13 protein-coding genes are annotated in these 18,088 nt (G+C 71.3%); 4 read left to right on the forward strand and 9 right to left on the reverse strand.

Going from position 1 to position 18,088, the window contains the following annotated elements:
• Positions 1-32: 32 nt before the first annotated feature.
• The 3 genes from AB0I10_RS01345 to AB0I10_RS01355 form a co-directional block, all read right to left on the reverse strand.
• Positions 33-2,264 carry a hypothetical protein gene (locus AB0I10_RS01345; protein ID WP_363150205.1) on the reverse strand — a complete coding sequence of 744 codons (2,232 nt, stop codon included), beginning with the start codon at positions 2,262-2,264 and terminating at the stop codon, positions 33-35.
• Positions 2,265-2,477: 213 nt separating this feature from the next.
• Complete coding sequence (locus AB0I10_RS01350) at positions 2,478-4,541, reverse strand: serine/threonine-protein kinase (protein WP_363150206.1); 2,064 nt, start codon at positions 4,539-4,541, stop codon at positions 2,478-2,480.
• A gap of 285 nt (positions 4,542-4,826) precedes the next feature.
• Entirely contained in the window at positions 4,827-6,533 is a 1,707-nt protein-coding gene (locus tag AB0I10_RS01355; protein WP_363150207.1) for a glycerol-3-phosphate dehydrogenase/oxidase, read from the reverse strand.
• A 192-nt stretch (positions 6,534-6,725) separates the two neighbouring features.
• Here AB0I10_RS01355 and AB0I10_RS01360 point away from each other — a divergent pair, with 192 nt between their 5' ends.
• A complete protein-coding gene (locus AB0I10_RS01360) occupies positions 6,726-7,973 on the forward strand; it encodes a nucleotide sugar dehydrogenase (RefSeq protein WP_363150208.1) in 1,248 nt (415 codons plus the stop codon).
• Between the two features lie 84 nt (positions 7,974-8,057).
• Here AB0I10_RS01360 and AB0I10_RS01365 read toward each other — a convergent pair whose 3' ends face one another.
• The 4 genes from AB0I10_RS01365 to AB0I10_RS01380 all read right to left on the reverse strand — a co-directional run bounded on the left by AB0I10_RS01365 (position 8,058) and on the right by AB0I10_RS01380 (position 12,494).
• Entirely contained in the window at positions 8,058-9,173 is a 1,116-nt protein-coding gene (locus AB0I10_RS01365; protein WP_363150209.1) for a GuaB3 family IMP dehydrogenase-related protein, read from the reverse strand.
• A 113-nt stretch (positions 9,174-9,286) separates the two neighbouring features.
• Positions 9,287-10,789 carry an IMP dehydrogenase gene (gene guaB, locus AB0I10_RS01370; protein WP_363150210.1) on the reverse strand — a complete coding sequence of 501 codons (1,503 nt, stop codon included), beginning with the start codon at positions 10,787-10,789 and terminating at the stop codon, positions 9,287-9,289.
• Between the two features lie 158 nt (positions 10,790-10,947).
• Entirely contained in the window at positions 10,948-11,523 is a 576-nt protein-coding gene (locus AB0I10_RS01375) for a sigma-70 family RNA polymerase sigma factor (protein ID WP_363150211.1), read from the reverse strand.
• 359 nt (positions 11,524-11,882) lie between these two features.
• A complete protein-coding gene (locus AB0I10_RS01380) occupies positions 11,883-12,494 on the reverse strand; it encodes a response regulator transcription factor (protein WP_003948568.1) in 612 nt (203 codons plus the stop codon).
• A gap of 381 nt (positions 12,495-12,875) precedes the next feature.
• On the opposite strand from AB0I10_RS01380, the gene AB0I10_RS01385 reads away from it, so the two are divergent.
• Positions 12,876-13,208 (forward strand): WhiB family transcriptional regulator, encoded by a 333-nt coding sequence (locus AB0I10_RS01385; RefSeq protein ID WP_363150212.1) that lies wholly within the window; start codon positions 12,876-12,878, stop codon positions 13,206-13,208.
• Between the two features lie 138 nt (positions 13,209-13,346).
• Here the strand turns inward: AB0I10_RS01385 and AB0I10_RS01390 are convergent, their stop codons facing one another.
• Positions 13,347-14,282: a LysR family transcriptional regulator gene (locus AB0I10_RS01390; protein WP_363150213.1), complete on the reverse strand. Its 936-nt coding sequence runs from the start codon at positions 14,280-14,282 to the stop codon at positions 13,347-13,349.
• A 158-nt stretch (positions 14,283-14,440) separates the two neighbouring features.
• Here AB0I10_RS01390 and AB0I10_RS01395 point away from each other — a divergent pair, with 158 nt between their 5' ends.
• Together AB0I10_RS01395 and AB0I10_RS01400 are read left to right on the forward strand one after the other, a co-directional pair.
• Positions 14,441-15,106, forward strand: a complete 666-nt coding sequence (locus AB0I10_RS01395) for an MOSC domain-containing protein (RefSeq protein ID WP_363150214.1) — start codon at positions 14,441-14,443, stop codon at positions 15,104-15,106.
• Between the two features lie 11 nt (positions 15,107-15,117).
• Positions 15,118-15,891 carry an SDR family NAD(P)-dependent oxidoreductase gene (locus tag AB0I10_RS01400; RefSeq protein ID WP_363150215.1) on the forward strand — a complete coding sequence of 258 codons (774 nt, stop codon included), beginning with the start codon at positions 15,118-15,120 and terminating at the stop codon, positions 15,889-15,891.
• 71 nt (positions 15,892-15,962) lie between these two features.
• Here the strand turns inward: AB0I10_RS01400 and AB0I10_RS01405 are convergent, their stop codons facing one another.
• Positions 15,963-17,927, reverse strand: a complete 1,965-nt coding sequence (locus AB0I10_RS01405) for a DUF2264 domain-containing protein (protein WP_363150216.1) — start codon at positions 17,925-17,927, stop codon at positions 15,963-15,965.
• Positions 17,928-18,088: the final 161 nt, after the last annotated feature.

The raw sequence follows: 18,088 nt of genomic DNA on the forward strand, positions 1-18,088 counted from the left end.
CGGAGCCTCTCCCAACTCCCTTTTTTTTGGGGTCAGTTGAGGCGGTAGGTGCGCGTCGCCTGGTCGTAGATACGGTCCACTTCGCCTCGGCCGTCGTCCGGCCCGATGACGACGACGAGGTGGTAGCGGCCGTTGTGGATCATCGCGAGGTTGCGCACGTACACCTCGCGGCCACTGCTGTCGCGCCAGGTGAAGGTGCCCTCCGCCATCGCCGTCTGACCGACGTCTATCCGGCGCAGTCCGGAGGCCGACGACCAGTTGGAGGAGCGGTACGGCGCCAGCTCGGCTTCCTTCTTCTGCTGGTAGGCCATCGGGTCCGCGCCGAAGCGGTCGGTCGTGTCGCGGCCGGGGACGATCACCAGCTCGTAGTCCCCGCCGAGGTAGCGGACCTGGCCGCGCTGGTTCTCGCCCCGCCGCTGCCAGCCCTCGCGGACCGCGACCCGGAAGCCCCCGGGGTCATTGCGTATCTGGAAGCCCTTGGCGAGGTCGGCGGGCGCGGTGGGCTGCGGCTCCCCGGTGGCGGCGGAGCTGCCGTCCTGGCCGTCGCCGTTGCTGCCGTCCTGACCTGCGTCCTGACCGGTGGAGGGCGCGGGACCGCCGCCGGGGTCCGTGCCCGCCGAGCCCGATGGCCCCGATGAACCCGACGTGCCTGTATGGGCGGCGCCGTTCTGACCGGTCTCGGAGCCCTCGCCGGACTTCGGCATGAACAGCATGGCGAAGGCGACCGCGCCCACCAGGAGGAGCAACACCAAGCCGAGCAGCAGCCGGCCGAGGTGCCGCGGCCCGCGTGCCTGCCGCGGTGCACGGGCGGGCCGCGGCCGTCGCAGCGCGGGCTCGTGGAGCGGCTTCGGCGGCCGGGGCGCCGGCTGCCGCAGCGGCTTCGGCTGCTTCGGGGGCCGCTGCCGAGGGGATGCGGGGGCGACCGGCGGCGCCCACGGGCCCGGCCGCTGGGCCATGGGCCGCGCCTGGGGATGGGGATGGCGTTCGCGGTGGGGCCGGCTCTTCCTGAGCCGGCCCCTGCGGACGAGTTCGCCGCGCCGCCGCAGGATCGGCAGCCGCCGCGGGTCCGCGCCCCGGCCCAGTGCCGGCATCGTCACCAGCCGGCTGCCGAGTTCCGGCTCGGGCGCCGTACGGATCAGCGTACGCAGCCGGTCGCGCAGGTCCTCGAAGTCCGGGCGGTCGGCGGGATCCTGGCGCAGCAGCGACTCGACGACGGGTCGCAGCGTCCCGCACTCGTCGGCGGAGTCGGGCGGCTGCGCGCACACCAGCCGCGCCAGTTCGACGGCGCTCTCCTCGGGATAGGGAGGACGGCCCCGCACGCTCCGGAACAGCAGCGCGCCGATCGCCCAGAGGTCGGTGGCCGGCCCGGCCGGCGCCGCCGGCTGCCCGTTCTCGTCCACCGGTCCGGCCTGCTCCGGCGCCCAGCGCTCGGTGACCGGTCCGATGACGTTCAGCCGCGCCTGCCGCGCACGCTCGGCGGCGAGACCGGCGGTGGGGCGGCCGTAGGTGGTGGTAGCGGAGGGGGGACGGGCTCCGCCCTTGGTGAGCACCACAGCCTTGGGAGCCGCGACTTCAAGGGCCTGAGCCACCTCAGCCTCAGCCCCCGCTTCAGCCTCTCCCGGCACCGGCTCGTACCCGCACAGCGCCTCCTGGGCCGCGCCCACCGCCAGACCGGTCAGGATCGCCCGGCCGTCGTCGCAGATCAGGACCGTACGGTCGGTGATGTTGCGGTGGATCCAGCCGTGCGCGTGCAGCGCGCGCAGCGCCGTGAGCACATCCGCGGCGATTTCCGCGGCACGGTGCGCGGAGAGGGGCTGCGCCGCGAGCAGCGCGGCCAGCGGGCGGGCCGCGACACGTTCGCCGACGATCCACAGGCTGCCGTCCTGCGCGAAGACGTCGAAGACCTGCTCCAGCAGGGGGTGATCGGGTAGCCCCGCGGCCGCCGTCGCGGCCTCCAACGCGCGCCGCACGGCGGGATCTCCGGGGCTCCGGTCCGCCACGCCCGTCGTCCACGAACCGCCGGCGCCACCGTGCGCCGCACCGGCCCGGCCGCCATCGGCAAGGCGCCCCCCGTCGACGAACTCCGCCTCCACGACCTCCGGCAGCGGCACCTGGCGGACCAGGACCTCCTGCCCGCTGTACGTGTCGAACGCACGGCTCTCGGTGAAGTCGTCGTCACCTGGGTTGTCACCCGTGCCGTCACCGGAAGGCCGCAGCGGCAGGCGGTAGCGCTCGGCGAGCACTCTCCCCGCGTACTCGTCCACGACGCCTCCCCGCAGCGCCTGTTGGCTGCCGTTCCTCCGGAGCCGGCCGTCCGAGCCCGCGCCTCCGGTCACTTCCGGTCGTATTTCCGCCGATTGCGGATGCGTACGGTCTTCGATGTCTCACGATACGTGCCCCGAGGGGAGGTTGCGCCCACGCGGCCCAACCCCCGCACGCCCGGAGGCGGATCGTTTCGGTCCGCCGGCGCGAACGTTTCAGTCCTTTATCGCGAACGTCTTGAACGCCGTATCGCGCAGCTCCCGGCACTCCTTGTCCGACCACTTGTCGGCCAGGCACGTGATCATGATGGCGTAGCCGTGCTCGTCATCGGCCCTGAAACCGCGGTCGAGTACGCGCACCTTCTCACCGCTCTGCGTACGCGTGAACGACCAGTCCGCGACGGTGGGATAGCCCCGCCACTTCACGGACTTGATGCCGATCAGGTGGTAGTCGTCGCTGGAACCGCGCACGTTCGGCTCCAGGCTGCGCCACGCGGCCGCGGCGTCGGTGCCGGGCTGGGCGTTGTAGTCGACCTGGACGCGCGGAAAGCCACCCGAGGCGCTGTATATGGCGCCGGACCCCTGGCCCGACGTGTCGGTCTGCCGGAAGCCCTTGGGCATCGCCATGGTGAAGTGGAACCGGCCGTTGGAGACCTTGCCGAAGCCGTCCGGCAGCTTCTTGTCGTCGACCGGGGTGGCGTTCGGCGTGGACGGGTCCGACGGGCCCGGTTCCGTCTCGTTCTTCCCGTCCCCCTTCGCCTGCTCCTCGCCCGTGCCGGCCGTTTCGCTCGCGTCGGCCCCGTCCTTCGAGGGCTTGCCGTGGCTCGCGGACGCCTTGTTGTCCGTACCGGACGCCTTGCCGCCCTTTTCCTCGTCCCCGCTCAGGGCGAGGGCCAGGATCGTGCCCAGGATCGCCAGTACCACGACCACGGCTCCGATGATGAGCGTGCGGCGCGGGACGACGTCGGTCACCGAGGCCCGTGGGACCGGCCGGTTCCCGTCGCCGGGTCTGGACTCGCTGCGGGAGGCGGCCGCGGCGGTGGCGGCGTTGCGTACGGACAGCAGGGCGCCGCGCATCCGCTCCTTGGCGGCCTCGGAGGCGAAACCGGGGCGGTTCGCCGGACGGTCCGGGCGGTCGGCGCTCTCAGCGCGGTCCGCGTCAGCGGGCGCGCCCGAGCCGCCCGATCGCGCGCCGTCCGATCCGGCCTTCGTCTGCGGACGTTCGGCCCGCTCCGGGGCGCTCGGTGCCGCGACCGCAGCGGCCGTGGCGACGGCACCCGCCGGCTTCGCCTTCACCTTGCGCTTCGGCGCCACCTTGGGCTTCGGCGCCGCCTTGGGCTTCGCCGGCTTGGCCAGGGACCGCTTCTCCGGCGCCGTCGGCAGCACCATCGCACGCGTCTCGTCCATGGCAGGCTCCGGGGCCTGCGGCCCGGTGTCCTCCGGTGCGTGCACGACGTCCAGCAGCAGCGCCCGCGCGCCCGCGTCGTCCAGCCGGCCCACCGGGTCCTTCACCAGCAGGCCGTAGATGACCTCTTCCAGCATGCCGGCGCTCTTCGGCGGCTCGACCGGCTCGGTCATCACCGCCGTCAGCGTCGCGATCGCCGAGCCCTTGTCGTACGGCGGTACGCCCTCGACGCAGGCGTACAGCAGGCCGCCCAGCGACCACATGTCGGCCGGCGGGCCGGGCTTCTGGCCGCGGGCCCGCTCCGGAGAGATGTAGGACGGCGCGCCGACGAGCATGCCGGTGGAGGTCACGGAGGGGTCGCCCTCGACCTGGGCGATGCCGAAGTCGGTGAGCACGACACGGCCGTCGTCCGACATCAGGACGTTGGACGGCTTCACATCGCGGTGCAGGATGCCCGCGGTGTGGGCGGCGCGCAGCACGTCCAGGACGGCGAGGCCGACCTCGGCGGCGCGGCGCGGGGTGAGCGGGCCGTCGTCGCGGACGACCTCGGCGAGCGAGCGGCCCTCGACGAGTTCCATCACGATCCACGGCCGGTCGTCCTCGTCGACCACGTCGTAGACCGTCACGGCGCCGTTGTTGCGGATCCGGGCGATCGCCTTGGCCTCGCGCAGCGTACGGGTGATCAGACGACGCTTCTCGTCCTCCTCGACCCCGCCGGGGAAGCGCAGTTCCTTGACCGCGACCGTACGGCCCAGGACCTCGTCGCGGGCCCGCCAGACCGTGCCCATGCCGCCCCGGCCGAGAACATCGGCGAGCCGGTACCGGCCGGCGAGCAGCCTGCCCTCCTTGCCGTCCATCTCGACCTCGTCGCCCACTGAATCCCCTCTGCAATCCAGCCGAGTTGGCAGCTTCGATTTCCCATCGATCACCAAACTGGCCCAACTCGGACAACCCACCCTGGCAGAGCCTTCATTCTCCCTCATCCGCGGCCATGGGGAAGGCCCGGGGCGTGCGGGACGGCGTTGCGGGCACCCGTCATGACGGCCCCGACGAACGGGAGTCCCGATGACGATGCGCTTGGCCTGGGCCGCGCCGGCCGGTGCCGCCCGCCCGGCGCCACCGCCGGCTGGTGGACGACGGGGCGCCGGGCGCCGCCTCGCCTACAGCGGCACGATGTCCGGCGCCCCCAGCCGCGCCGCATCCGCCGTCAGATCGTCCGGCTGCCGCTGCGATTCACGCTCCGCCTCGACCCGCTTCTGGTAGTGCGCGATCTCCTTCTCGATCTGGCCCTTGTCCCAGCCCAGCGCGGGTGCCATCAGCTCGGCCACCTCGCGGGCGCTGCGAGTGCCCCGGTCGAAGGTCTCGATCGAGATCCGGGTCCGGCGGGTCAGGACGTCGTCGAGGTGCCGGGCGCCCTCGTGGGTGCAGGCATAGACCGCCTCGGCCCGCAGATAGTCGTCGGCGGCCGCGAGCGGTTCGCCCAGTGAAGGATCGGCCACCACCAGCTCCAGCAGTTCCTCGGTCAGCGAGCCGTAGCGGTTCAAGAGGTGCTCGATACGGGCCACATGCAGCCCGGTGCGCGCCGCGATCCGAGCCCGCGCGTTCCACAACGCCTTGTAGCCCTCGGCCCCGACCAGCGGTACGTCTTCGGTCACACACTCCGCGACACGCTGGTCCAGCGCGTGCACCGCCTCGTCCACGGCGTCCTTGGCCATCACCCGGTACGTGGTGTATTTGCCGCCCGCGACGACGACCAGACCCGGCACCGGATGCGCGACGGTGTGCTCGCGCGACAGCTTGCTGGTGGCATCCGACTCCCCTGCCAGCAACGGGCGCAGCCCGGCGTAGACCCCCTCCACGTCGTCCCTGGTCAGCGGCACCGCGAGCACCGAATTCACATGCTCCAGCAGATAGTCGATATCGGCGCTGGAGGCTGCCGGATGCGCCTTGTCCAGATCCCAGCCGGTGTCCGTCGTCCCGACGATCCAGTGCCGCCCCCAAGGAATGACGAACAGCACGCTCTTCTCCGTACGCAGGATCAGGCCCGTCGTCGAATGAATCCGGTCCTTGGGCACGACCAGGTGAATGCCCTTCGAGGCGCGGACGTGGAACTGCCCGCGCTCGCCGATCAGCGCCTGGGTGTCATCGGTCCACACACCGGTGGCGTTGACGATCTGCTGGGCCCGGATCTCGTACTCGTCGCCCGTCTCGACGTCCTGCACGCGCGCGCCGACCACCCGTTCGCCCTCGCGCAGAAAACCCACCACCCGCGCCCGGTTGGCAACGTGCGCTCCGTACGCGGCGGCGGTGCGCACGATCGTCGCCACATAGCGCGCGTCATCCATCTGCGCGTCGTAGTACTGCAACGCACCGACCAGCGCGTCCTTCTTCAGGCAGGGCGCCACTTGCAGTGCGCGCTTGTGGGACAGATGCCGGTGCACGGGCAGCCCGCGGCCGTGCCCCGACGACACCGACATCCCGTCGTAGAGCGCGACGCCCGAGCCGGCGTACCAGCGCTCCCACCCCTTGTGCTGCAACGGGTAGAGGAACGGCACCGGCTTCACCAGATGCGGCGCCAGCCGCCCCAGCAGCAGCCCCCGCTCCTTCAACGCCTCACGCACCAGCGCGAAGTCCAGCATCTCCAGATACCGCAGTCCTCCGTGGATGAGCTTGCTCGACCGGCTCGACGTGCCCGAGGCCCAGTCGCGCGCCTCGACCAGCCCAGTGGCCAGCCCGCGGGTCACCGCGTCCAGTGCCGTACCGGCGCCGACGACCCCGCCGCCGACCACCAGAACGTCCAACTCCGGCTGCGCCATTCGGGCGAGCGCCTCGGTACGCTGCGCCGGTCCCAGTGTCGCTGTCTTCACCGCTGCCTCCCGCTGTGATCGGGGCCACACCTGCCGTCTGTCGATTCTGTCCGCGCTACGTGCCGGTATCCACCCTCCGCCCGGGACGGCAACACCCCGCCACCTTGATCCACCAATCCCCATTCTGGGTCAAATGTCCGCTTAGTCTACTTATGCGCCATCCGGAATCGCTCGGGAAGGACGGCAGCAGCCATGCCCGCAGACCTCGCCGTCATCGGACTCGGACACCTCGGCCTCCCGCTCGCCCAGGCCGCCACCGCCGCCGGCATCAGCACCATCGGCTACGACCCCGACCCACGCGCCGCCGCCCCCTCAGGCGCCGACGGGCCGCTGTCCGCCACCGAGATCCGCCGCCTGCTCGCCGCCGGCTTCCGCACCACCACCGACCCCGCCGCCCTCGGCAAGGTCCGTACGGCCGTCATCAGCGCGGCCACACCGCTAGGCGAGGACCGCGCCCTGGACCTGACCGCCATCGCCGACGCGGCGCGTGCGCTGGCCGCGCAGCTGCGCCCGCACACCACGGTCATCCTCGAATCGACGGCCTACCCGGGCACCACCGAGGAATTTCTGCGCCCCCTCCTCGAAGAGGGCTCGGGACTCACCGCCGGACGCGACTTCCACCTGGCCTGCTCCCCCAGCCGCCACGACCCCGGCAACCGCACCCACCGCTACGGCAACACACCCAAGGTCATCGGCGGCCTCACCCCCGCCTGCACGGAAGCGGCCGCCGCCTTCTACAGCCGGCTCACCGACAAGGTCGTACGCGCCCGCGGCCCCCGCGAGGCCGAGACCACCAAGCTCCTCGAAACCAACTTCCGCCACATCAACATCGCCCTGATGAACGAGATGGCGGTCTTCTGCCACGACATCGGCGTGGACCTCTGGGACGTCATCCGCTGCGCCGAGACCAAACCCTTCGGCTTCCAGGCCTTCCGCCCCGGCCCCGGCATGGGCGGCCACGCGGCCCCCATCGACCCCAACTACCTGTCCTACAAAGGCCGTTCACTGAGCTACCCGCTCCGCATGGTCGAGCTCGCCCAAGAGGTCAACGGCCGGATGCCGCGCTATGTCATCCAGCGCTGCGCCACGCTCCTCAACGAACACGGCAAGTCCGCCCGGGGCGCGCGCGTGCTCCTCCTCGGCGTCACCTACAAGCCGGACATCGGCGACCAAGAGGGCTCCCCCGCCCGCGAAATCGCCTCCCGCCTGATGGAACTGGGCGCGCACCTCACGTACCACGACCCCTTCGTCCCCCAGTGGCACGTCCTGGACCGCCCGGTCCCCCGCGCGGACTCCCTCTACGAGGCGGCGGCGGGGGCGGACCTGACGGTGTTGCTCCAGTCCCACCGCACGTACGACCTTCAGGGCTTGTCGGTCAAGGCACAACTGCTCCTCGACACGAGGGGGGCCACACCGACCGGGGTCGCACACCGGTTGTGAAAAAGGGCCGCCGGCTGCGCTCGACGCGCAACCCACGGCCCTTCCCCCCACCCGGCGGTGGGGGCAGCAACGTTCGACCAACGGCTACCGCCGAGGCGCCACCGTCACCTCGACCCGCTGGAACTCCTTCAGCTCCGAGTACCCGGTCGTCGCCATCGCACGTCGCAGCGCGCCGAAGAAGTTCATCGACCCGTCCGTCGTGGTCGAGGGACCGCACAGGATCTCCTCGGTCGTGCCGACCACACCGAGGTCCATCCGCTTGCCGCGCGGCACGTCCTCGTGCACCGCCTCCATGCCCCAGTGGTGCCCGCGCCCGGGCGCATCCGTCGCGCGCGCGAGGGGCGAGCCCATCATGACGGCATCCGCGCCGCAGGCGATCGCCTTCGGCAGGTCACCGGACCAGCCGACACCACCGTCGGCGATGACATGCACATACCGGCCGCCGGACTCGTCCATGTAGTCCCGGCGGGCCGCGGCGACATCCGCGACCGCGGTCGCCATCGGGACCTGGATGCCCAGGACGTTCCGCGTGGTGTGCGCGGCGCCACCGCCGAAACCGACCAGCACACCGGCCGCGCCGGTCCGCATCAGGTGCAGCGCCGCGGTGTACGTGGCGCAGCCGCCGACGATGACGGGCACGTCCAGCTCGTAGATGAACTGCTTCAGGTTCAGCGGCTCGGCGGCGCTGGAGACATGCTCGGCCGACACTGTCGTACCGCGGATCACGAAGATGTCCACGCCCGCGTCCACGACCGCCTTGGAGAACTGGGCGGTGCGCTGCGGCGACAGCGCGGCGGCGGTGACGACACCGGAGTCGCGCACCTCCTTGATCCGCTGCCCGATCAGCTCTTCCCTGATCGGCGCGGCATAGATCTCCTGCAGCCGCTTGGTGGCCGTGGCGCCGTCCAGCTCCGCGATCTCCGCGAGCAGCGGCTCCGGGTCCTCGTACCGGGTCCACAGGCCCTCAAGGTTGAGGACGCCCAGACCACCCAGCTCACCGATGCGGATGGCGGTCTGCGGGGAGACCACCGAGTCCATCGGAGCCGCCAGGAACGGCAGGTCGAAGCGGTAGGCGTCGATCTGCCAGGCGATCGAGACCTCCTTCGGGTCGCGGGTGCGGCGACTCGGTACGACGGCGATGTCGTCGAAGGCGTATGCCCGGCGGCCGCGCTTGCCGCGCCCGATCTCGATCTCAGTCACGTGTGTGGCCTTTCCTCTACGTCTGCGGTTCCAGTATCCCCGACACACCGGAGCCCGCGGCCGGGGTGCGGCCGCGGGCTCCACGGTAGGGCCGTGCTAGGGCGTGTCCAGGATCAGCGCCGCGTGTAGTTCGGCGCCTCGGTGATCATCTGGACGTCATGCGGGTGGCTCTCCTTGAGGCCCGCGGCGGTGATACGGACGAACCGGCCCTTGTCCTTGAGCTCCTGGATGTCCGCGGAGCCGACATAGCCCATGGAGGCGCGCAGGCCGCCGATGAGCTGGTGGGCGACCGAGGCGAGCGGGCCGCGGTAGGGCACCTGGCCCTCGATGCCCTCGGGGACCAGCTTGTCCTCGGAGAGGACGTTGTCCTGGAAGTAACGGTCCTTCGAGAAGGACCTGCCCTGGCCACGGGACTGCATCGCACCCAGCGAGCCCATGCCCCGGTACGACTTGAACTGCTTGCCGTTGATGAAGACCATCTCGCCCGGCGACTCCTCGCAGCCGGCCAGCAGCGAGCCCAGCATCACGGTGTCCGCGCCGGCCGCGATGGCCTTGGCGATGTCGCCGGAGAACTGCAGCCCGCCGTCGCCGATCAGCGGTACGCCCGCCGCGTGCGCGGCCTGCGCGGCCTCGTAGATCGCGGTGACCTGCGGCACGCCGACGCCGGCGACGACGCGGGTGGTGCAGATGGAGCCGGGGCCGACACCGACCTTGATGCCGTCCGCGCCCGCGTCGATCAGCGCCTGGGCGCCGTCACGGGTGGCGACATTGCCGCCGACGACATCGACGTTGATGTTGGACTTGACCTTGGCGATCATGTCGAGGATGCCGCGGCTGTGGCCGTGCGCGCTGTCCACGACGAGGAAGTCGGCACCGGCCTCGACCAGCGCCTGCGCCCGGTCGTACGCCGCGTCGCCGACGCCCACCGCGGCACCGACGACGAGCCGGCCCTCGGCGTCCTTGGCGGCGTTCGGGTACTTCTCCGCCTTGACGAAGTCCTTGACCGTGATCAGGCCCTTGAGCACACCCGCGTCATCGACCAGCGGAAGCTTCTCGATCTTGTGGCGGCGCAGCAGCTCGATGGCGTCCTCGCCGGAGATGCCGACCTTGCCGGTGACCAGCGGCATCGGCGTCATGACCTCGCGGACCTGCCGGCTGCGGTCCATCTCGAAGGCCATGTCGCGGTTGGTGACGATGCCCAGCAGCCGGCCCGCCGCGTCGGTGACCGGGACGCCGCTGATACGGAACTTGGCACACAGCGCGTCGGCCTCGGCGAGCGAGGCATCGGGGCGGACCGTGATCGGGTCGGTGACCATGCCGGACTCGGAGCGCTTGACCAGATCGACCTGATTGGCCTGGTCCTCGATGGAGAGATTGCGGTGCAGCACACCGGCGCCGCCCTGACGCGCCATGGCGATGGCCATCCGCGCCTCGGTGACCTTGTCCATCGCGGCGGACAGCAGCGGGATGTTGACCGTGACGTTCCGCGAGACCCGGGAGGCGGTGCTGACGGCGTTGGGCAGCACCTCCGACGCACCGGGCAGCAGCAGCACGTCGTCGTATGTCAGCCCGAGCATGGCGAATTTGGCGGGCATACCGTCGACGTTGTCACTCATGACACCTTCCCCAATGCTCTTGCCTCAGCGCGGACTCCCATGCTAACGGCCTGGAGGAGTGTCCCAACCCACGAGAGATGAGGGCCTCATCACTCGTGCATTTCTACGGTGACATCCCGCCATGCACGGGCGGTGCCAGCCGTCGGACCACCGCTCTGCTACTGCTCGGCGAGGGCCCGCAGCCGACTCAGCGCGCGATGCTGCGCAACCCGCACCGCGCCCGGTGACATTCCCAGCATCTGCCCGGTCTCCTCGGCTGTCAGCCCCACGGCGACCCGCAGCAGGACGAGCTCACGCTGGTTCTCCGGGAGATTCGCCAGCAGCTTCTTGGCCCACTCGGCGTCGCTGCTCAGCAGCGCCCGCTCCTCGGGGCCGAGGGAATCGTCCGGCTGCTCGGGCATCTCGTCGGACGGCACGGCGGTGCTGCCGGGACCGCGCATCGCGGCCCGCTGCAGATCGGCGACCTTGTGGCCGGCGATGGCGAAGACGAACGCCTCGAAGGGCTTTCCGGTGTCGCGGTAGCGCGGCAGCGCGCAGAGCACCGCGACGCAGACCTCCTGCGCCAGGTCCTCCACGAAGTGTCTGGCGTCGCCCGGCAGCCGGGAGAGCCGGGTGCGGCAGTAACGCAGGGCGAGGGGGTGCACATGGGCCAGCAGGTCGTGCGTGGCCTGTCGGTCCCCCTCTACGGCGCGTGTGACGAGATCACCGATCTCCTGGTTCCCGTCATCGCGCATCGGTCCATGGTGCCTTGGCGCCGAGCCGTCCGCGGCACCACCCCCGTCGTTGTGCACTGAACCGTTACGCGCCGTCGCCCTAGCACTCACGTCCCACGCCTCCCCCGTTCGGGTTGTACCCATACCGACCCCGAGCCCTCGCCGGTAGCTTGTATCCGTGCCGTACGGCACCGGGCAGGGCTTGTCCGTCATGAGGTCTCTTCTGGCCGAGTGAGAGCCCCGGCCTCCGCCGGGGAGGAGTCACACCTCAAGGATGCGGTATCGCGTGAGGTTTCGGCGCCGAGCGTCGACTCGGCGGGGTTACGACGTTCGCCACCCGGTCAGTGGGCCGGCGCCGTAACCCCGGTTACGCAGCAGCTTCAGCGGACCAGTCCCCAGCGGAATCCCAGCGCCACCGCGTGTGCGCGGTCGGAGGCGCCGAGCTTCTTGAAGAGCCGCCGGGCGTGCGTCTTGACGGTGTCCTCAGAGAGGAACAGCTCGCGACCGATCTCGGCGTTGGAGCGGCCGTGACTCATGCCCTCCAGAACCTGGATCTCGCGGGCGGTGAGCGTCGGCGCGGCGCCCATCTCGGCGGACCGCAGCCGGCGCGGGGCGAGCCTCCACGTCGGGTCGGCCAGCGCCTGGGTCACCGTCGCACGCAGTTCGGCGCGCGAGGCGTCCTTGTGCAGATAGCCGCGGGCACCGGCGGCGACCGCGAGCGCGACGCCGTCCAGGTCCTCGGCCACCGTGAGCATGATGATCCGGGCGCCGGGGTCGGCGGACAGCAGCCGACGCACGGTCTCGACACCGCCGAGTCCGGGCATCCGTACGTCCATCAGAATCAGGTCCGAGCGATCGGCCCCCCAGCGGCGGAGGACTTCCTCGCCGTTGGCCGCTGTCGTCACACGCTCGACGCCGGGCACGGTCGCAACCGCCCGTCGGAGCGCCTCTCGGGCAAGCGGGGAGTCGTCGCAGACGAGGACGGATGTCATGACCGCCCTCCGCAGCTGATGCGCGTCACCTTGAGCCTCCAGGCTGGTACGTATCGTCACCTGTGCGATTGACGGGCCTCGGACATGTGCCCGAGGACTACCTCTGCCAACCGCCTCCGCACACTCAACGACGGTCACTCGAAAGAGTTACGGCTTCGACGACCGACTTCGGCACGCTCCGTGAGGAGCCGGATACGCAGGCGGCGCACGGGTGCGACCGACCTCCGCGCGTGCACCCTATGCCCTATTTGGCCCTCTTTCTTCCATTTTCGAGGCGTCTGCGGCTAGATTCGCAATGAGTCATATTTACATCTACTTAGACAGTAGATGTACGGTCTTGAGCACCGAGCCCGAAACAGCATCGCTTCGAGGGGACAAGCAATGGCAGATTTCTCCCGCCTCCCGGGCCCGAACGCAGACCTCTGGGACTGGCAGCTGCTGGCCGCCTGCCGCGGTGTGGACAGCTCGCTCTTCTTCCATCCTGAGGGCGAGCGCGGAGCGGCCCGCAGCGCGCGTGAGACATCGGCGAAGGAGGTGTGCATGCGCTGCCCCGTACGGGCCGAATGCGCGGCGCATGCCCTGGCGGTCCGCGAGCCCTACGGGGTCTGGGGCGGACTGACCGAGGACGAACGCGAGGAACTGATGGGCCGGGCCCGCCACCGGCTGATCCCCGCGACCTCCCTCACCAGCCACGTCGGCGCCACCCACAGCTGACCGTCCGGAGCGGCTCGCCTCCGGCAAACCTCCCGCGTCGATCCGGCGACAGGCCGGACCCGCGCCGGGCCCGCTCGGGCCTGACCCGCCCCGCCTCCGCCGGCACAGCCGCCCCTGCGCGCGTAAGGGCTCCCGCCCTCAGTGCGTGCGCGCCCCCGCCCGCGAGCGGCCCGCCGCCTCCGCCAGCTGATCGAGCATCGCCTCGACGGCGGGTACCCGCGCCAGATCCGGCAGTGTGAGCGCGACGATCTCCCGGTGCACCGCCGGCTCCATCCGTACCGCCGTCGCCCCCTTGGGACGTACCGACTCCAGAGCGAGCTCGGGCAGCACGGCGACCCCCAGACCCGCGCCGACCAGGCCGATCACCGCCGGATAGTCGTCGGTGGCGAAGTCGATCCGCGGTGTGAAGCCGGCGCTCTCACAGACTTCGACGAGATGCGTGCGGCAGCGCGGGCAGCCCGCGATCCACGGCTCGTCGGCCAGTTCGGCGAAGCCCGCCGTACCGGCCTTCGCCAGCCGGTGGCCGTCCGGGACCAACCCGATCAGCCGGTCCGACAGGATCGGGCGGACCACGAGGTCGTCCCATTCGGCGGCGGCCGCCGGGTCCGCGCCGCGCACCTCGGGATAGCGGAAGGCCAGCGCGATCTCGCAGTCGCCGTTGCGCAGCATCTCGACCGAGCGCGGCGGCTCCGCCTCGACCAGCGAGACCCGGGTGCCGGGGTGCTTGGCGCGCATCCTCGCCAGGGTGGTCGGCACCAGCGTCGAGCTGCCGGACGGGAACGACACCAGCCGCACCCGGCCCGCCCGCAGACCCGCGATGGCGGCGACCTCCTCCTCGGCGGCGGTGAGCCCGGCCAGGATGCCGACGGCGTGCCGCACCAGCGCCTCGCCCGCCTGCGTCAGCCGCATCTCGCGGCCCGTACGGATCAGCAGCGGGGTGCCCGCGGACTGCTCCAGGGCCTTCATCTGCTGGCTGATGGCGGGCTGGGTGCAGCCCAGCTCACGCGCGGCGGCGGAGAAGGAGCCGGTCCTGGAGACGGCGCGCAGCACACGGAGATGACGGGCCTCGATCATGTTTCGAGCATAAGGGAATCTTGGGGTGATCGTGAAAGTTCGGAGCGATGCTTTGGTTTCGATGGCCGGTTTGTACCTCATGCGGCCTGTTTTGCCGTGTTCTAGCGTGGTTCCAGCGTGGTTCAGCGTGGGTCCGTGGAGCGCCGAGGGGACACCGTATGAAGCTGCTGACCGTGAATCTGGGGCGGCCCATGCCGTCCGAGCACGCCAACGCCGAGGGCGGCACGGGCATCGACAAACGGCCCGTGGACGGCCCGGTGGTGGTCGCCGCGCCCGGCCCCAAGGGCCTCGGGGGCAGCGGGCTGGCGGGCGACGCGCTGCTCGACATCCGCCATCACGGCGGTGATGACCAGGCCGTGTACGCCTACGCCCGCGAGGACCTGGACGCCTGGCAGCGGGAGCTGGGCCGCGAACTGGCCAACGGCGTCTTCGGTGAGAACCTCACCACCTCGGGCGTCGAGGTCAGCGACGCCCGCATCGGCGAGCGCTGGCGGGTCGGCCCGCGGCTGCTGTTGGAGGTGACCTCGCCCCGTATCCCGTGCCGGTTGTTCCAGTGGTGGGTCGGCGAGGACGACTGGATCAAGCAGTTCACGGCGGCGGCGGCGCCCGGGGCGTATCTGCGGGTGCTCGAACCGGGCGAGGTCCGCGCCGGGGACCCCGTAGAGCTGGTGCACCGCCCGGATCACGAGGTGAGCGTCGCGCTGACGTTCCGGGCCCTGACCACACAGCGTGAGCTGCTGCCGCGACTCCTGGAGGCGGGGGACGCGCTGCATCCGGAGGCACGGGCCAAGGCTGCCAACTACGGGAGGCGGCGCGGCCGATAGCGTTGACCGGTATGACGACTGCATTGATCACGGGAGCGACGGCGGGCATCGGGGCGGCGTTCGCCCGGCGGCTCGCGAGCGACGGCCACAGCGTGGTGCTGGTGGCACGCAATGAGAAGCGGCTGCGCGAGCAGGCCACCGAACTGCACGACCGACACGGCATCGAGGCGGAGGTGCTGAGCGCCGATCTGGCGACCGAGGACGGTATCGCCGTGGTCGAGGCGCGGCTCTCGGACTCCAAGCGTCCGGTGGATCTGCTGGTGAACAACGCGGGGTTCGGCAACAAGGGCGAGTACCTCGAAGTGCCGATGGCCGATGAGCTGACGATGCTGAAGGTGCACTGCGAGGCGGTGCTGAGGCTGACCAGCGCCGGGGTGCGCGGCATGCGGGACCGGCGGCGCGGCGCGGTGGTCAATGTCGCGTCGGTGGCGGCGTTCGTGCCGCGCGGCACATACGGGGCGAGCAAGGCGTGGGTGGTGCAGTTCACGCAGGGCGCGGCACGGGATCTGGCGGGCAGCGGGGTGCGCCTGATGGCGCTGTGCCCCGGATTCGTACGGACGGAGTTCCACCAGCGGGCCGGCATGGGGACGGACAACATCCCCGCGTGGATGTGGCTGGACGCCGACAAGTTGGTGGATGCGGCGATGAAGGACCTGGCGCGGGGGAAGTCGCTGTCCATTCCGGACCCGCGGTACAAGGCGTTGATGGGGGCGGTGAAGTTGGCTCCGCGTGGGGTGCTTGGGGGGCTGACGTCGCGTACGGGCCGGAAGTACGGACCTCGTTAACTCGCCGGCGCTCGGGACTCCCCGCGCTGTCAGGTGTGGCGCCGTTGTCGTTGGCGTCGTTGATGCCTCCGCTACGCGGTGCTGTCGGGTGCGGTGACGGGCCTGCGGACTTCGTCCGGCCCGTCCCCTCCCGTGGGCGGGTGGGGAAAGAGCAGATGGGTGCTGGTGCCGTCGTGCCAGGTGACGTGGATTTCGTGGGGCGTGACCGTTGCTGTCGCCTGTGTGTCGAGGGGCGCGGGTGACGGGTCCGCGGTGAGGGAGGCCAGGGCTACGAAGAGGGTGCCCTGAGGGGTGGATGTGGCGCCCTCCAGGACGGCGGTCCGGGTGTGGGGGCCGAACGGGGTGCTGCCGGTGGGTGCGCGGCGTGCGGTGTCGTAGCCGTGCACGGGGTGGAGTTGGGCGGTCGGGCCGTCGGGGGTGGTGGCCCAGCCGGTCTGGCGTACGGGGGTGCCGGGGGCGGCGCCGGTGACCAGGTGGGCGCGGAGTTCGGTGCGGCCGTGGACGAGGGTGGCGGACAGGACCTGGACGCCGGGGAGTTCGGTGCCGTCGGGGTGGTGCGGGGTATGGGTGGAAGAGGCCCAGTCGGGGCCGGCGGCATGTGGCGTGGCGGGGCCGCGGGTGGTGGGGCGACCGTCGATCAGCAGGGCGAAGTGGTTGTCGGGGAGGGGTGTGTGGTCGGGGAGGGCCGGCCATTCGGTGGGGGTTGTGGGGCCGGTGCGGGTTGAGTACGCGAAGCGGGCGTAATAGGGGTCCGTGGTGGTGAGGGCGGAGTTGCTGCCGTGGTTGTGCAGGCGGACGAGGCCGTCGGAAGCGGTGGATTGGACGAGTAGGCCGGTGCGCCCCAGGGGGAGGGTGGCGTTCGCGGTTTCGGCGGGGAGAGGCGCCTCGGGGGCGGTCCAGGCCGGGTGGTCGGCGGGCAGAAGCAGGCCGAGGAACCCTTTGGCGGCCCAGTAGGGGGAGGCCGGGCCCGAGTAGCTCTGGAGCATCGGCCCGTACGGGCCGTACCAGCCGAGCGGCAGCAGGCCGTCCTCGGTGACGGCACCGCGGTCGAAGAAGTGGCGCAGCGTCCCGGAGGCGAGACGGCGGGTGGCGCCCGGGGTGAGCGGGGTGTGACCGGTGAGCGCGCCGAGCCAGGGGGCGGCGGTGGCGGCGAAACGGTAGGTGAGGGAGCGGCCGAAGGGCATGGGGGCGCCGTTGGCGTCGAAGAGGCGGGTGTAGTGGTCGAGATGCGCCCGTAAGCGTGCGCCATGGGTGGCCAGGAGGGCGGCGTCGGCGCCGAGGTGGGCGTGCAGGACGGGGTAGAAGTGCAGGGCCCAGGCGTTGTAGTGGTCAAAGGCGCGGTTGTCGCCGTCGGTGTACCAGCCGTCGCCGCGGTACCAGTCCTCGATGCGGGCCAGTGCGCGGTCGATGGCGGTGCGGGCGTGCTCGGTTTCGATGTCCGCGTCGAGCAGGAAGCCGCCGACGGTGAGTCCGAAGAGCCACCAGTTGTTGTCGACGGGGGACGGGCCCAGGGCGGGCAGGAGCCAGTCGACGACGCGGGCGCGGACCCCGTCGTCGAGGGCGTCCCACAGCCAGCGGCGGGTCAGGCGCAGGCCGAGGGCGAGGGAGGCGGCTTCGACGTAGGCCTGGCGGACGGTGTCGATCCGAGGCCAGGAGTCGGGGCGTGAGGGCCTCAACTCGCAGTGGGAGGTGGGGTGTTCGGTGCCGGAGGCGAGGCCTTCCGCGTAGCGGTCGAGGTGGGCGTGCGGATCGTGGCCGTGGTTGCCGGCGACTCGGAGGGCGGCGAGCAGGAACGTACGGGCGAAGCCTTCGAGGCCGTCGGAACGGGTGCCGGAGGAGCTGGGGCGGGCGCCGGGGAGGGCGATCAGGCCGTGGCGCGGGGAGGCGTACGGGGCGGTGGCCCGCAGCAGGCCGTCGGCCGCCGCCTCCCAGTGGGCGCGGGTCCAGCCGGTGTACGGGCTGAGCCGACGGTCTTCGGGCGGGAGAGGGAAGGGGTGGGGGTGGGGGCGAGGGGCGGGAGTGGGGGGTGTGGTCATGGGCTTCCCCTGGGGGCGGTGGGTGGCCGGGTGACGCGGGAATCCTTCAGCCGCAGGCGATCGAACGTCAAGAGAGGGGAGATCGAAGGGACGATGAATTGGATTGAATGATCGATTGGTGTTGCGATCGATCGGGCCGGACCAGGCTCGGCCGCCATCCG

It is taken from the genome of Streptomyces sp. NPDC050636 (genome assembly GCF_040654775.1).
In the GTDB taxonomy this organism is placed as follows: domain Bacteria; phylum Actinomycetota; class Actinomycetes; order Streptomycetales; family Streptomycetaceae; genus Streptomyces.